The organism is Paucibacter aquatile (genome assembly GCF_002885975.1).
Classification (GTDB): domain Bacteria; phylum Pseudomonadota; class Gammaproteobacteria; order Burkholderiales; family Burkholderiaceae_C; genus Paucibacter_A; species Paucibacter_A aquatilis.
Window position 1 is genome coordinate 2,487,766 of sequence record NZ_POSP01000003.1, and the last position, 12,446, is coordinate 2,500,211.

Below are 12,446 nucleotides of genomic sequence, written 5' to 3' on the forward strand. Positions count from 1 at the left end.
AACGCGTCCATGTCCCTGAACCCCAAGATCCAGAGCTGGCATGGCCGCACAGTCTGGCTGGTCGGCGCCTCCAGCGGCATTGGCCGGGCGGTGGCGGCCAAGCTGCATGCGGCCGGTGCGCGGGTCATCGTCTCGGCGCGGCAGGCCGATCTGCTCAATGACTTCGCCGCCCAGCATCCGGGCGCGCAACCCCTGCCGCTGGATGTGATGAACGAGCAGGCCCTGCTCGCGGCGGTGCAGCAGATCGTGCGCAACCACGGCCAGATCGACCTGTGCATGTACTGCGCCGGGTACTACCAGCCCATGCGCGCGCAGCAGTTCTCGCTCAGCGACGCCCTGCGTCATCTGGACATCAACTACATCGGTGCGCTCAAGCTGCTGCAGGCCTTGCTGCCGCAATTGCTGGAGCAATCCCGGCAGGGCAAGCCCGGCCATCTGAGCCTGGTGTCGAGCGTGGCTGGCTACCGCGGCCTGCCCAAATCGCTGGCCTACGGGCCGTCCAAGGCGGCGCTCAGCCACCTGGCCGAGGCGCTGTACCTGGACCTGTCGCCCGAGCACATTGGCGTCTCGGTGATCAACCCCGGCTTTGTGGCCACACCGTTGACGGCGCAGAACGACTTTGCGATGCCGGCCCTGATCAGCGCCGAACAGGCCGCCAGCGAGATCCTCAAGGGCTGGTCCAAAGGCGAGTTCGAGATCCATTTCCCCAAGCGCTTCACGCTCTGGCTCAAGCTGCTCAGCCACCTCGGCCACAGCCTCTACTTTCGCGCCGTGCGGCGCGCCACCGGACTATGAGCACAAGCAACCCCGACCCGCGCGTGCAGGCGGTGATCAAATTCTTCGAACAGCTGCAACCCGCCGACCTGGCGCGACTCGACCAGCTTTACTGCGAAGACGCTTACTTCAAAGACCCGTTCAACGAAGTCCAGAGCCTGGCTGGGGTGCGGCGCATCTTCGCGCACATGTTCGAAACCCTGAACCAGCCCCGCTTTGAGGTGCTGGAGGCGCTGTGCGAGGGGAACCAGTGCTTTCTCGCCTGGGACTTCATCGTCCAGCGCCAGGGTCAGACAGAACCGCTGCGCATCCACGGCAGCAGCCATCTGCGCTTCGCGCCCGACGGCCGCGTGGCCTACCACCGCGACTACTGGGACGCGGCCGAAGAGTTGTACGAAAAACTGCCGCTGCTGGGAGCCCTGATGCGCGCGCTCAAGCGGCGTTTGCGCGCGCATTGAGCTGCGCCGGCCTTTTTGCCTACTTCAACCAGCCCTTGCGGCGGAAGTAGATGAAGGGCGCGGCCACCGAAGCCAGCATCAGACCCAGGGCGAAGGGATAGCCGTACTGCCAGTCGAGCTCGGGCATGGCCTTGAAATTCATGCCGTAGACGCTGGCGATCAGGGTCGGCGGCAGCAGGGCGACGCTGGCCACCGAGAAGATCTTGATGATCTTGTTCTGGTTGATGTTGATGAAACCAACCGTGGCATCCATCAGGAAGTTGACCTTGTCGAACAAGAAGGCCGTGTGCGAATCGAGCGAGTCAATGTCGCGCAGAATCTGGCGTGACTCCTCGAACTGCTCGGCACTGAGCATGCGGCTGCGCATCATGAAGCTGAGTGCGCGCCGTGTGTCCATGACGTTACGGCGGATGCGGCCGTTCAAGTCTTCCTCGCGCGCGATCGCGGCCAGCACTTCGCCGGCCTCGGTGTCGTTCACGTCCTTCTTCAAGACGCGGGCGCTGACCTTCTCCAGATTGTCGTAAATGCCCTCAAGCACATCGGCCGAGTACTCGGCATCGGCGTCGTAGAGCTTGAGCAGCACATCCTTGGCGTCTTCGATCAAGGCCGGGATGCGGCGCGCGCGCAGGCGCAGCAGGCGGAACACCGGCAAGTCCTCGTTGTGCACCGAGAACAGCACATTGTTGTAGAGGATGAAGGCGACGCGCACATTGCGCGGGGCCTCGTCGTCATCGATCAAGAAGTCGGAGCGGATGTGCAGTTCGCCGTTGTCTTCTTCGTAGAAACGGGCCGACTCTTCCAGGTCTTCGTCGACGATGTCTTCCGGGATCACCAGGCCGAAGCGGTCACGAATCCAGCCCTTTTCCACCGCCGTGGGGTTCTCCAGATCCACCCACACCGGCCGCGACAGGGCCAGGTCTTCAGCGGTTTCGATTTCTTCCTGGAACAGTCCGCCCTTCAGGCGCCCGTTGTCCAGCGTGAACACATTCAGCATGCAAAAACCTCCAGCGCGCGAGCGCCGTCTCTTGTTCTTTTATCGAGCAGGACGGGCCGAGCGCCGTCCGGGTGTGGGTGTGTGGGGACCCGTCTCACTCCGGACAAGCGACGCGGGCGCGGCTGCAAGACAAAAGGCAAGCGGCGCTGGCGCGTTTGGCGAGGGAGTGGACGGTCACCGAGGGTGATCGCTGTCCAAGAAAGACTCCGTAGCTGGGATTCCATGATTATCACCTCGCCGCGGGGCGCTTTTTGCCCAATCCATCACGCTCTTTGCCAAGCCGCAAAGTCAAACGGACTAAGGCCCTTGTTCTGGCTGTCAAGCACTTGTCACAGTGGCGCTTCAGGTGCAAACTGAATTCGCCGATTCACTACACAAGAGCCCCAGACAGAGACCCAGCGATCCGTTTTTTTCGTTCTTTTCCTGATTTCCGAACTCTCGACTTTCTTTTCGTGAAAGGCCGTTTTATGAATCTGACAATCAGTGGCCACCATTTGGAAGTAACACCGTCTCTGCGTGAGTACGTACTCACCAAGCTAGATCGAGTGACCCGCCATTTCGATCAAGTCGTTGACATCAATGTCTTGCTCACCGTGGAAAAGCAGAAGGAAAAGGAACGCCGGCAAAAGGCCGAAGTGACATTGCACGTCAAGGGACGCGACATCTTCGTCGAGCAATCCAGCGAAGACCTCTACGCCGCCATTGATCAGCTGATGGACAAACTGGACCGCCAGGTGGTGCGCCACAAGGACCGCCTGCAAGACCATCACCACACCTCGGCCAAGCGCCTGATGGAAACGCCGGCGCCCTGAGTCGAGCTGTTCGGAGATCGCCCGCCTGTTGAAAGCTTCCAGGCGAGGCATCCTCCAGACGCTCCATCTGTGAGCACAACGCAAGGCGACCTTCGGGTCGCCTTTTCATTGCCCGAGCCCGAAGATCAAGTGGCCGATTTCGTCGGCCTGAATCACCCCTCGCACAGTCGTTGCTGCACCGCAGCAGTTCACGTATTTGTGCACCGCCACTGAATACAGGGGGGCCGGGAAACCGGTGAGCTTTCTATAATTCATCGATTCGACACCGACCAAGCGTCCCGCCCAAGGCCCACCCAGCCGTATGCGACGCTTCGACACCATGAACCGTCTCGCCGCCATCCTTCCCGCCGACAATGTGTTGGTGAATGTGGATGCCTCCAGCAAGAAACGCGTTTTCGAGCAGGCTGGCCTGCTGTTTGAGAACCATCACGCCATCTCTCGCGCGGTGGTGGCGGACAATCTTTTCGCGCGTGAGCGCCTCGGCTCCACCGGCCTCGGTCACGGCGTGGCCATCCCGCACGGCCGCATCAAGGGCCTGAAAAACCCGCTGGCCGCCGTGCTGCGCGTGCAGCAGCCGATCGGTTTTGACGCGCCCGATGACGAACCGGTCAGCCTCTTGATCTTCCTGCTGGTGCCCGAAGCAGCCACGCAGCGGCATCTGGAAATCCTGTCCGAGATCGCCGAAATGCTGTCGGACCGCGACCTGCGCGAGCAGCTCAAGACCGACCCCGAGGCCGCCAATCTGCACCGCCTGATTTCGGCCTGGGAACCGCTGAAGTCGGTCGCCTGAACGGCGACGGCACCCTCCCCCACCCGCCCAGCAACGCGCCGCCGAACGATCAGTGAAACCCACCTCCATCAGCGCCGACCGGCTTTTCGAAGAACATCGTGAACGCCTGCGCTGGGAGTGGATTGCCGGCCACGCGCATCCGGAGCGCCGCTTCGACGAAACCGCCGTCCGCGACGCGCAATCGTCGGCCGATCTGGTCGGCTACCTCAATTACATCCACCCCTACCGGGTGCAGCTGGTGGGCCGCCGCGAGGTGGCGTATCTGAGCCAGGCCTCGGGCGAGGTGCTGGACCGCCGCATCTCACGCATCGTCACGCTGGAGCCGCCGGTCATCATCGTCGCCGACGACCAGGCTCCGCCGGACCGTCTGGTCGCCATGTGCGACCGCGCCGAGATCCCGCTCTTCGTCACCCGCGAGTCGGCCGGCCACGTCATCGACGTGGTGCGGGCCTATCTGGCGCAGCTGTTTGCCAACCGCACCACCCGCCACGGCGTCTTCATGGACATCCTGGGCCTGGGCGTGCTGCTGACCGGCGAGTCCGGCCTGGGCAAGAGCGAGCTGGGCCTGGAGCTGATTTCCCGCGGCCACGGCCTGGTGGCCGACGATGCGGTCGATCTGTTCCGCATCTCGCAAACCGCCATCGAGGGCCGCTGCCCCGAGCTGCTGCTCAATCTGCTGGAAGTGCGCGGCATCGGCCTGCTCGACATCAAGGCGATCTTTGGCGAGACGGCCGTGCGCCGCAAGATGCGGCTCAAGCTCATCGTGCACCTGGTGCGCAAGGAAACCATGGAGCGCGACTTCGAGCGCCTGCCCTACGAGCCGCTTTACGAAGACGTGCTGGGCATGCCGGTGCGCAAGGCCATCATCGCCGTGGATGCCGGCCGCAATCTGGCCGTGCTGGTCGAGGCGGCCGTGCGCAACACCGTGCTGCAGCTGCGCGGCATCGACACCTACCGGGAGTTTGTCGAGCGCCATCAGCGGGCGATCGAACAAGGGCAGCACAACGACGATTGAGCGCGTCGGCCGCCGGGCGAATCGCCCTGGCGATCAGCTGCCGCGGTGCGGGCAGTCGGTCTTCACGCAGGCCGCGTACAGGGCCAGGGAATGGTCTTGCAGCTTGAAACCGCGCTCGCGGGCGATGGCGTACTGGCGCTCCTCGATCTCAGGATCGAAAAACTCCTCCACCCGCCCGCAGGTCAGACAGACCAGATGGTCGTGGTGATGGCCTTCGTTCAGTTCGAACACCGACTTGCCGGATTCGAAATGATTGCGCGAAAGCAATCCGGCCTGCTCGAACTGGGTGAGCACGCGGTACACGGTGGCCAGGCCGATGTCGGCGTCTTCCACCAACAAGGCTTTGTAGACGTCTTCAGCCGTCATGTGGCGCTGCGCCGTCTTCTGGAAAATCTCCAGAATCTTGATGCGCGGCAGGGTGGCTTTCAGGCCACTGTTCTTGATCTCGTCGGTGCGGTTCATGACACTGCTGGGGCCGGCGCGGCCCACCATGGGCCTGCCGCTAGAATGGCCCGATCATAGCCAGCTACGGGCGCCGACCGGCCCAAGCCCCCACAGAATCACGCCATGCGCAGCCCCAAAACACTTGCAATTCCAGCCCGATCCGCAGTTCTGGCGCTGGTCGTCGCCGGCGCCAGCGCCCTCAGTGCCTGCTCCAGCATGCCGAGCCTGGACATGCTCAGCTCGTCGAGCGGCCAGACCATGCTGGAACGCATCACACCGTACAAGCTGGAAGTCGTGCAGGGCAATGTGTTGACCAAGGAGCTGGTGGCTCGCGTCAAACCGGGCATGCCGCGCGCCCAGGTGCGCGATCTGCTGGGTTCACCCTTGCTGACCGACCCCTTCCACGCCGAGCGCTGGGACTATGTCTTCACCATCAAACGCCAGGGTACGCTGTACCAGCAACGCAAGGTGGTGGTCTGGTTCAACGGTGATGTCCTGAAGTCGATTGAGGCGCCGGAAGATTTGCCCGGCGAGAACGAGTTCGTTGCCTCCATCAGCTCCAAGGCCGAGCGTCGCGAGCCGCCCAAGCTGGAACTGAGCGAAGCCGAGCGCAAAGCCCTGCCCATTCCCGCCAAGCCCGCCGTGCCGGCCGCCGAGCCCGTCGGCCCGGTGCGCGCCTACCCGCCGCTGGAAAAGAAGTCCTGAAGATGACGACGAGCGTGACCCCACCCCTGCGCATCGCCATCGCTGGCAGTTCCGGTCGCATGGGCCGCATGCTGATCGAAGCCGTGCTGCAGGCACCCGATTGCCAGCTCAGCGCGGCGCTTGACCGGCCGGGCACGCCCTCGCTGGGCCAGGATGCCGGCGCTTTCCTCGGCAAGATCTGCGGCGTGGCCATCAGCGACGATGTGCGCGCTGCGCTGCAAGCCAGCGATGTGCTGATCGATTTCACCCGCCCCGAGGGCACCCTGGCCCATCTGGCCCTCTGCGCCGAGCTGGGCGTCAAGCTGGTGATCGGCACCACCGGTTTCGATGCCCAGCAGAAGGCGCAGATCGGCGCCCTGGCCGCACGCACCGGCGTGATGATGGCGCCCAATATGAGCGTCGGCGTCAATGTGGTGCTGGGCCTGCTGGACCGCGCGGCGCGCGCGCTCAGCGAAGGCTATGACATCGAGATCATCGAAGCCCACCATCGCCACAAGGTCGATGCCCCCAGCGGCACCGCCCTGGCCATGGGTGAGGCCGTGGCCCAGGCCCTGGGCCGCGACCTCAAGGCCTGCGCCATCTACGGCCGCGAAGGCGTCACCGGCGAGCGTGATCCCTCGACCATCGGCTTTGCCACCGTGCGCGGCGGCGACATCATCGGCGACCACACCGTGCTGTTCGCCGGCATCGGCGAGCGCATCGAGATCAGCCACAAGGCCAGCAGCCGCGCCACCTTTGCCCAGGGCAGCCTGCGCGCTGCGCGCTTCCTGGCCAGCCAAGGCCCGGGCCTCTACGACATGAATGATGTCCTGGGGTTCAAGGGATGATGGGCGGCTTCCAAGGTTTCTGGGACCAAGGCGATGCGGTCACGCGCGGCGTGGCCCTGCTCATGCTGCTGATGTCGGTCAGCGCCTGGGTGCTGATCCTTTGGAAAAGCTGGACCCTGCAGCGTGCGCGCCGCAGCCTGGCACGCGCCGTGCCGGCTTTTTGGGATGCGAACGATCTCGACTCGGGCCGCACTGCCCTGCAGAACTTTGATGCCGAAGGCCTGCTCCTGCCCCTGCTGGACGCGGCCACCAGCGACACCCGCAGCGGCACCCTGGATGCCGCAGGCCACGCCCATTCCCGCCTGACTCGCCGCCTGCGCGACGCACTGCACGGCGTTCTGCAGCGCCTGCAGTTCGGCCAGGTGCTGCTCGCTTCGATCGGCAGCACCGCGCCCTTCGTCGGACTGTTCGGCACGGTCTGGGGCATTTACCACGCCCTGGTCAGCATTTCGGCCAGCGGCAATCTGAGCATGGACCGCGTCTCCGGCCCTGTAGGCGAAGCGCTGATCATGACCGCCGCCGGCCTGGCCGTGGCGATCCCGGCCGTGCTGGCCTACAACGTCTTCGGCAAGCTGCTCGGCGCTTGCGAGGCCGAGCTGGAAGGCTTTGCGCACGACCTGCGCGAAATGTTCAGCGATGCGCCGGCGCAACCGTGAGCGAGCAGCGCCAGCCACGCGTCGCCGGAGCCTGAGATGAGCTTCGGCCGCCTGGAACGCCGCGACAGCCCCAAGCCCATGGGCGAGATCAACATGACGCCGCTGATCGACGTCATGCTGGTGCTGCTGGTGATCTTCATGATCGCCGCGCCGCTGATGAGCAACTCCCTGCGCCTGGACCTGCCCAAGAGTGAGGCCGCCACACCGGGCGACACGCCGCAGTTCATCGCCCTGGCCGTGGCACCCGATGGCGCGCTCTACCTGGGCGAAGAAAAGCTCGACGCCGCCACCTTGCAACAACGCCTCAAGACCCTGGGCGCCGGCCGGCCCGAGCTGGAGGTGCAGCTGCGTGCCGATCAGGCTGCGCCCTACGGCGCGGTGGCCCAGCTGATCGGCTGGTGCCAGGCCGCCGGCCTGCACCGCATGGCCTTCGTCACCGACGCTGACACCGCGCCCACGCCCCTACCGAAGCAGCCCTGAGCGGCAGCCCGGCCCACGACTTTTACAATCGGCGCACTTCGCACCGAGCCCACCATGAACGAAAAGTACACCCCTTCCGAGGTCGAACAGGCCGCACGCTCCCACTGGCAAGCCCGTGACGCTTACCGCGTGGTCGAGGATCAGAGCAAGCCCAAGTTCTACGCCTGCTCCATGCTGCCCTACCCCAGCGGCAAGCTGCACATGGGCCATGTGCGCAACTACACGATCAACGACATGCTCACGCGCCAGCTGCGCATGAAGGGCTACAACGTGCTCATGCCCATGGGCTGGGACGCCTTCGGCCTGCCGGCCGAAAACGCCGCGATGAAGGGCAAGGTGCCGCCGGCGCAGTGGACCTACTCCAACATCGCCTACATGAAGACCCAGATGCAGGCCATGGGCCTGGCCATCGACTGGTCTCGAGAAATCGCCACCTGCCAGCCCGAGTACTACAAGTGGAACCAGTGGCTGTTCCTGAAGATGCTCGAAAAGGGCATCGCCGAGCGCCGCACCCAGGTCGTCAACTGGGACCCGGTGGACCAGACCGTGCTGGCCAATGAGCAGGTGATCGACGGCCGCGGCTGGCGTTCGGGTGCGCTGGTCGAAAAGCGCGAGATCCCCGGCTACTACCTCAAGATCACCGACTACGCCGAAGAGCTGCTGGCCGCCGTGGCCAACCCCGAGGACAAGAACTACCTGTCCGGCTGGCCCGAACGCGTGCGCCTCATGCAGGAGAACTGGATCGGCAAGAGCCAGGGCCTGCGCTTCGCCTTCCCCCATGAAATCAAGGGTGCCGATGGTGCGCTGATCCAGGACGGCAAGCTCTACGTCTTCACCACCCGTGCCGACACCATCATGGGTGTGACCTTCTGCGCCGTGGCGCCGGAGCACCCGCTGGCCGCGCACGCCGCCGCAGGCCATGCCGAGCTGGCCGCCTTCATCGAGGAATGCAAGCAGGGCGGCACGACCGAGGCCGAGCTGGCCACGCAAGAGAAGAAGGGCATGCCCACGGGCCTCGTGGTCACGCACCCGCTGACCGGCGCGCAGGTGCCGGTCTGGGTCAGCAACTATGTGCTGATGAGCTATGGCGACGGCGCCGTCATGGGCGTGCCGGCGCATGACGAGCGCGATTTCGCCTTTGCCAACAAGTACGGCATAGCGATCAAGCAGGTCGTGGCCGTCGAGGGTCAGACCTTCTCGACCAGCACCTGGGCCGACTGGTTCGGCGACAAGTCGCAAGGCGTCTGCGTCAACTCCGGCGTGCTCGACGGCCTGAGCCACAAGGCCGCGGTCGACAAGGTGGCCGAGCTGCTTGGCGCCAAGGGCCTGGGCGAGAAGAAGACCACCTGGCGCCTGCGCGACTGGGGCGTGAGCCGCCAGCGCTACTGGGGCACGCCCATCCCCATCATCCACTGCGAGGAGCATGGCGCGGTGCCGGTGCCCGAGAAGGACCTGCCGGTCGTGCTGCCCGAGGAGTGCATCCCGGACGGCAGCGGCAATCCGCTGAACAAGCACAGCGCCTTCCTGAACGTGCCCTGCCCGGTCTGCGGCAAGCCCGCCCGCCGCGAGACCGACACCATGGACACCTTCGTGGATTCGTCCTGGTATTTCATGCGTTACTGCGACGCGCAAAACCAGGACGCCATGGTCGGCGCCGGCACCGAGTACTGGATGCGCCAAGGCGCCGCCATGGACCAGTACATCGGCGGCATCGAGCACGCCATCCTGCACCTGCTCTACGCCCGCTTCTGGACCAAGGTCATGCGCGACCTGGGCCTGGTCAAGATCGACGAGCCCTTCACCAAGCTGCTGACCCAGGGCATGGTGCTCAAGGGCGCGTTCTTCCAGAAGCCGGCCGATGCAGGCAAGAACTACTTCTGGGAGCACGAGGTCAACGTCCAGACCAACGAGCATGGCCAGGTCATCGGCGGCACGCTGAAAGCCGACGGCTCGGCGCTCGAGTACGAGATGACGACCATGTCGAAGTCGAAGAACAACGGCGTCGACCCGCAGGAGCTGATCAACCAGTACGGCGCCGACACGGCCCGTCTGTTCGTGATGTTCGCGTCGCCGCCGGAGCAGACCCTGGAGTGGAACGACGCCGGCGTCGAGGGCGCCCACCGCTTCCTCAAGCGCGTCTGGGGCTTTGGCGCCAAGAACGAGGCCGCCATCCAGGCCGGCGGCCGCGACTACGCCGCCCTGAACGGCGAGGGCAAGGCCCTGCGCCGCGAGGTGCATCTGGTGCTGAAGCAGATCAGCTACGACTACGAGCGCATGCAGTACAACACCGTGGTCTCGGGTGCCATGAAGTTGCTGAACGCGCTGGAAGGCTTCAAGGCCCAGGGCCAGGATGCGGCCGTGCGTGAAGGCTTCTCGGTGCTGCTGCGCGTGCTCTACCCCGCCTGCCCGCACCTGACCCACGCCCTCTGGCAAGACCTGGGCTATGCCGCCGAGCTGGGTGACCTGCTCGACGCGCCCTGGCCGAGCGTGGACGAAGCTGCCCTGGTGCAGGACGAGATCGAGCTGATGCTGCAGGTCAACGGCAAGCTGCGTGGCGCCATCAAGGTGCCGGCCGCCGCCGACAAGGCCGCCATCGAAGCCGTGGCCCTGGCCAGCGAAGACTTCGCCAAGTTCAGCGAAGGCAAGGCGCCCAAGAAGGTCATCATCGTGCCCGGCCGCCTGGTCAATCTGGTCGTCTGACGATGAGCCCCCTGCTGCAGCGCCGCCACCTGCTCCTGGCCGCCGCCACCGCCCCGCTGGTGGGCTGCGGCTTCGAGCTGCGCCGCGAGCCGGAGTTCCTGTTCCGCAGCCTGGCGCTGAGCGGCTTCAAGCCGGGCTCGCCGCTGGCGGCCGATCTGAAGCGGCAGCTCTCGCGCACCGCGCTGCTGATGGTGGAAGACGCCAACCGCGCCGAGGTGGTGTTGGAGGTGCTGCGCGATGCGCGCGAGAAATCGGTGGTGGTGTCCACCAGCGCCGGCCAGGTGCGTGAGTGGCAGCTGCGGGTCAATTTCGACTACCTGCTGCGCGTGCCCTCGGGCGAGCTGCTGCTGCCGCGCACCGAGCTGCGCATGACGCGCGAAATGAACTACACAGAAAGCGCGGCCCTGGCCAAGGAGCAGGAAGAAGCCCAGCTCTACCGGGCCATGCAGTCCGACGCGGTGGCGCAGATCATGCGCCGCCTCTCGGCCGTGCGCTTGCCCGCCTGAGCTCGGCTGACCCAGGTTCTACGCATGCAACTGCGCCCTGACGCCCTCAAGCCCCAGCTCGCCAAGGCGCTGCGGCCCATCTACACCGTCTACGGCGACGAGCCCCTGCTCGCCCAGGAGGCGGCCGATGCCATCCGCGCGGCGGCGCGCGCCCAGGGCTATGGCGAGCGCAAGGTCTTCACCGTTGCCGGCGCCTATTTCGACTGGGGCCCGGTGCTCGGCGCGGCGCAGGCCATGAGCTTGTTTGCCGAGCGCCAGCTGATCGAGATCCGCATCCCCGGCGGCAAGCCCGGCAAGGACGGCTCCGAGGCGCTGCAGCGTTACTGCGCCCAGCTGCCCGAGGACGTGGTGACCCTGGTCACCCTGCCCAAGCTGGACAAGACGCAGATGAACAGCGCCTGGTTCCAGGCCCTGGACGGTGCCGGCGTCTGCGTGCGCGTGGACCCGATCGAACGCCGCGCCCTGCCGCAGTGGATCGCCCAGCGTCTGGTCCAGCAAGGCCAGCGCGTCGAAGATGGCGAGGCCGGCCAGCGCACCCTGGCCTTTTTTGCCGACCGGGTCGAGGGCAATCTGCTCGCCGCCCACCAGGAATTGCAAAAGCTCGCCCTGCTGCACCCGCCGGGTCTGCTGAGCTTTGAGCAGATCGAGGCGGCCGTGCTCAATGTCGCCCGCTACGACGTGTTCAAGCTCAGCGAAGCGGTGCTCGGCGGCCAAGTCGCCCGCGTGCTGCGCATGCTGGAAGGCCTGGAAGCCGAGGGCGAGGCCGCCGTGCTGGTGCACTGGAGCCTGGCCGAGGACATCCGCGCGCTCAAGCGCGTGCGCGACGCCGTCGATGCCGGCAAGCCCCTGCCCATGGCCATGCGCGAAGCGCGCGTCTGGGGGCCCAAGGAACGCTTGTTCGAGCGCATCGTGCCCAGCCTGCACAGCGGCGACCTGAGCCGGCTGGTGGCCGCCGCGCAGATCTGCGACGGCCTGGTCAAAGGCCTGCGCCACCCCGAGTGGCCGCTGGAGCCCTGGGCTGGCCTGCGCCGCCTGGCCCTGATGCTGGTGGAGACCACGGCCACGCGCACGCCTCGCCTGGCCTTGCGAGGCTGAGAGCGCCCGGTCATTCGCGCCGGGGCATCAAGTCGCGCAGGGCAATGCCGATACAGTCGCTGAGCGGCGCATCCGGCGCGGCTTGGCCCTGCGCCGATGCGTTGAGCCGCTGACTCAGCCCCTCCCCCAAGACCAGGCACCACGATGAATTCATGGCTCAGGCGCCGCCCCTCACCCTCGCGCCCGCCTG

The 12,446-nt window shown here is 65.7% G+C and carries 14 protein-coding genes; 12 read left to right on the top strand and 2 right to left on the bottom strand.

Features of this window, described 5'->3' with window-relative positions:
- Positions 1-9 precede the first annotated feature (9 nt).
- Positions 10-795 (top strand): SDR family NAD(P)-dependent oxidoreductase, encoded by a 786-nt coding sequence (locus C1O66_RS13875; RefSeq protein ID WP_102768420.1) that lies wholly within the window; start codon positions 10-12, stop codon positions 793-795.
- Positions 792-1,232: a nuclear transport factor 2 family protein gene (locus tag C1O66_RS13880; RefSeq protein WP_102768421.1), complete on the top strand. Its 441-nt coding sequence runs from the start codon at positions 792-794 to the stop codon at positions 1,230-1,232. Before C1O66_RS13875 ends, C1O66_RS13880 begins: the two co-directional genes overlap by 4 nt.
- A gap of 19 nt (positions 1,233-1,251) precedes the next feature.
- Here the strand turns inward: C1O66_RS13880 and corA are convergent, their stop codons facing one another.
- Positions 1,252-2,226 (bottom strand): magnesium/cobalt transporter CorA, encoded by a 975-nt coding sequence (gene corA / locus C1O66_RS13885; protein WP_102768422.1) that lies wholly within the window; start codon positions 2,224-2,226, stop codon positions 1,252-1,254.
- Positions 2,227-2,693: 467 nt separating this feature from the next.
- Between corA and hpf the strand changes: the two genes are divergently transcribed.
- The 3 genes from hpf (at position 2,694) to hprK (ending at position 4,843) form a co-directional block, all read left to right on the top strand.
- The gene (gene hpf, locus C1O66_RS13890) at positions 2,694-3,038 is read left to right on the top strand and encodes a ribosome hibernation-promoting factor, HPF/YfiA family (RefSeq protein ID WP_102768423.1); all 345 of its coding nucleotides are present in this window, start codon (positions 2,694-2,696) and stop codon (positions 3,036-3,038) included.
- Positions 3,039-3,357: 319 nt separating this feature from the next.
- The gene (ptsN, locus tag C1O66_RS13900) at positions 3,358-3,828 is read left to right on the top strand and encodes a PTS IIA-like nitrogen regulatory protein PtsN (protein ID WP_102768425.1); all 471 of its coding nucleotides are present in this window, start codon (positions 3,358-3,360) and stop codon (positions 3,826-3,828) included.
- A 52-nt stretch (positions 3,829-3,880) separates the two neighbouring features.
- Complete coding sequence (hprK, locus tag C1O66_RS13905) at positions 3,881-4,843, top strand: HPr(Ser) kinase/phosphatase (protein ID WP_102768426.1); 963 nt, start codon at positions 3,881-3,883, stop codon at positions 4,841-4,843.
- 33 nt (positions 4,844-4,876) lie between these two features.
- Here hprK and fur read toward each other — a convergent pair whose 3' ends face one another.
- Positions 4,877-5,305, bottom strand: a complete 429-nt coding sequence (gene fur / locus C1O66_RS13910) for a ferric iron uptake transcriptional regulator (RefSeq protein WP_102769647.1) — start codon at positions 5,303-5,305, stop codon at positions 4,877-4,879.
- Positions 5,306-5,410: 105 nt separating this feature from the next.
- Here fur and C1O66_RS13915 point away from each other — a divergent pair, with 105 nt between their 5' ends.
- Genes C1O66_RS13915 through holA form a run of 7 tightly spaced genes read left to right on the top strand, consistent with a single transcriptional unit; the run spans position 5,411 to position 12,256 of the window.
- The gene (locus tag C1O66_RS13915; RefSeq protein ID WP_102768427.1) at positions 5,411-5,992 is read left to right on the top strand and encodes an outer membrane protein assembly factor BamE; all 582 of its coding nucleotides are present in this window, start codon (positions 5,411-5,413) and stop codon (positions 5,990-5,992) included.
- A 2-nt stretch (positions 5,993-5,994) separates the two neighbouring features.
- Positions 5,995-6,819: a 4-hydroxy-tetrahydrodipicolinate reductase gene (gene dapB, locus C1O66_RS13920; RefSeq protein ID WP_102768428.1), complete on the top strand. Its 825-nt coding sequence runs from the start codon at positions 5,995-5,997 to the stop codon at positions 6,817-6,819.
- Positions 6,819-7,475: a MotA/TolQ/ExbB proton channel family protein gene (locus C1O66_RS13925; protein ID WP_102768429.1), complete on the top strand. Its 657-nt coding sequence runs from the start codon at positions 6,819-6,821 to the stop codon at positions 7,473-7,475. The genes dapB and C1O66_RS13925 overlap by 1 nt, the downstream gene beginning before the upstream one ends.
- A 36-nt stretch (positions 7,476-7,511) precedes the next feature.
- Positions 7,512-7,955 carry an ExbD/TolR family protein gene (locus C1O66_RS13930; RefSeq protein ID WP_102768430.1) on the top strand — a complete coding sequence of 148 codons (444 nt, stop codon included), beginning with the start codon at positions 7,512-7,514 and terminating at the stop codon, positions 7,953-7,955.
- A gap of 54 nt (positions 7,956-8,009) precedes the next feature.
- Entirely contained in the window at positions 8,010-10,655 is a 2,646-nt protein-coding gene (leuS, locus tag C1O66_RS13935) for a leucine--tRNA ligase (RefSeq protein ID WP_102768431.1), read from the top strand.
- Between the two features lie 2 nt (positions 10,656-10,657).
- Positions 10,658-11,161: an LPS-assembly lipoprotein LptE gene (locus C1O66_RS13940; RefSeq protein WP_102768432.1), complete on the top strand. Its 504-nt coding sequence runs from the start codon at positions 10,658-10,660 to the stop codon at positions 11,159-11,161.
- Between the two features lie 24 nt (positions 11,162-11,185).
- Entirely contained in the window at positions 11,186-12,256 is a 1,071-nt protein-coding gene (gene holA, locus C1O66_RS13945; protein ID WP_102768433.1) for a DNA polymerase III subunit delta, read from the top strand.
- Positions 12,257-12,446: the final 190 nt, after the last annotated feature.

Bases quoted from the DNA above. Each gene is read 5' to 3' on its own strand.
- hpf (WP_102768423.1), top strand. From the start codon at position 2,694: ATGAATCTGACAATCAGTGGCCACCATTTGGAAGTAACACCGTCTCTG.
- C1O66_RS13930 (WP_102768430.1), top strand. From the start codon at position 7,512: ATGAGCTTCGGCCGCCTGGAACGCCGCGACAGCCCCAAGCCCATGGGC.
- leuS (WP_102768431.1), top strand. From the start codon at position 8,010: ATGAACGAAAAGTACACCCCTTCCGAGGTCGAACAGGCCGCACGCTCC.
- C1O66_RS13940 (WP_102768432.1), top strand. From the start codon at position 10,658: ATGAGCCCCCTGCTGCAGCGCCGCCACCTGCTCCTGGCCGCCGCCACC.
- C1O66_RS13915 (WP_102768427.1), top strand. From the start codon at position 5,411: ATGCGCAGCCCCAAAACACTTGCAATTCCAGCCCGATCCGCAGTTCTG.
- C1O66_RS13925 (WP_102768429.1), top strand. From the start codon at position 6,819: ATGGGCGGCTTCCAAGGTTTCTGGGACCAAGGCGATGCGGTCACGCGC.
- corA (WP_102768422.1), bottom strand. From the start codon at position 2,226: ATGCTGAATGTGTTCACGCTGGACAACGGGCGCCTGAAGGGCGGACTG.
- C1O66_RS13880 (WP_102768421.1), top strand. From the start codon at position 792: ATGAGCACAAGCAACCCCGACCCGCGCGTGCAGGCGGTGATCAAATTC.
- dapB (WP_102768428.1), top strand. From the start codon at position 5,995: ATGACGACGAGCGTGACCCCACCCCTGCGCATCGCCATCGCTGGCAGT.
- C1O66_RS13875 (WP_102768420.1), top strand. From the start codon at position 10: ATGTCCCTGAACCCCAAGATCCAGAGCTGGCATGGCCGCACAGTCTGG.
- holA (WP_102768433.1), top strand. From the start codon at position 11,186: ATGCAACTGCGCCCTGACGCCCTCAAGCCCCAGCTCGCCAAGGCGCTG.
- ptsN (WP_102768425.1), top strand. From the start codon at position 3,358: ATGAACCGTCTCGCCGCCATCCTTCCCGCCGACAATGTGTTGGTGAAT.
- fur (WP_102769647.1), bottom strand. From the start codon at position 5,305: ATGAACCGCACCGACGAGATCAAGAACAGTGGCCTGAAAGCCACCCTG.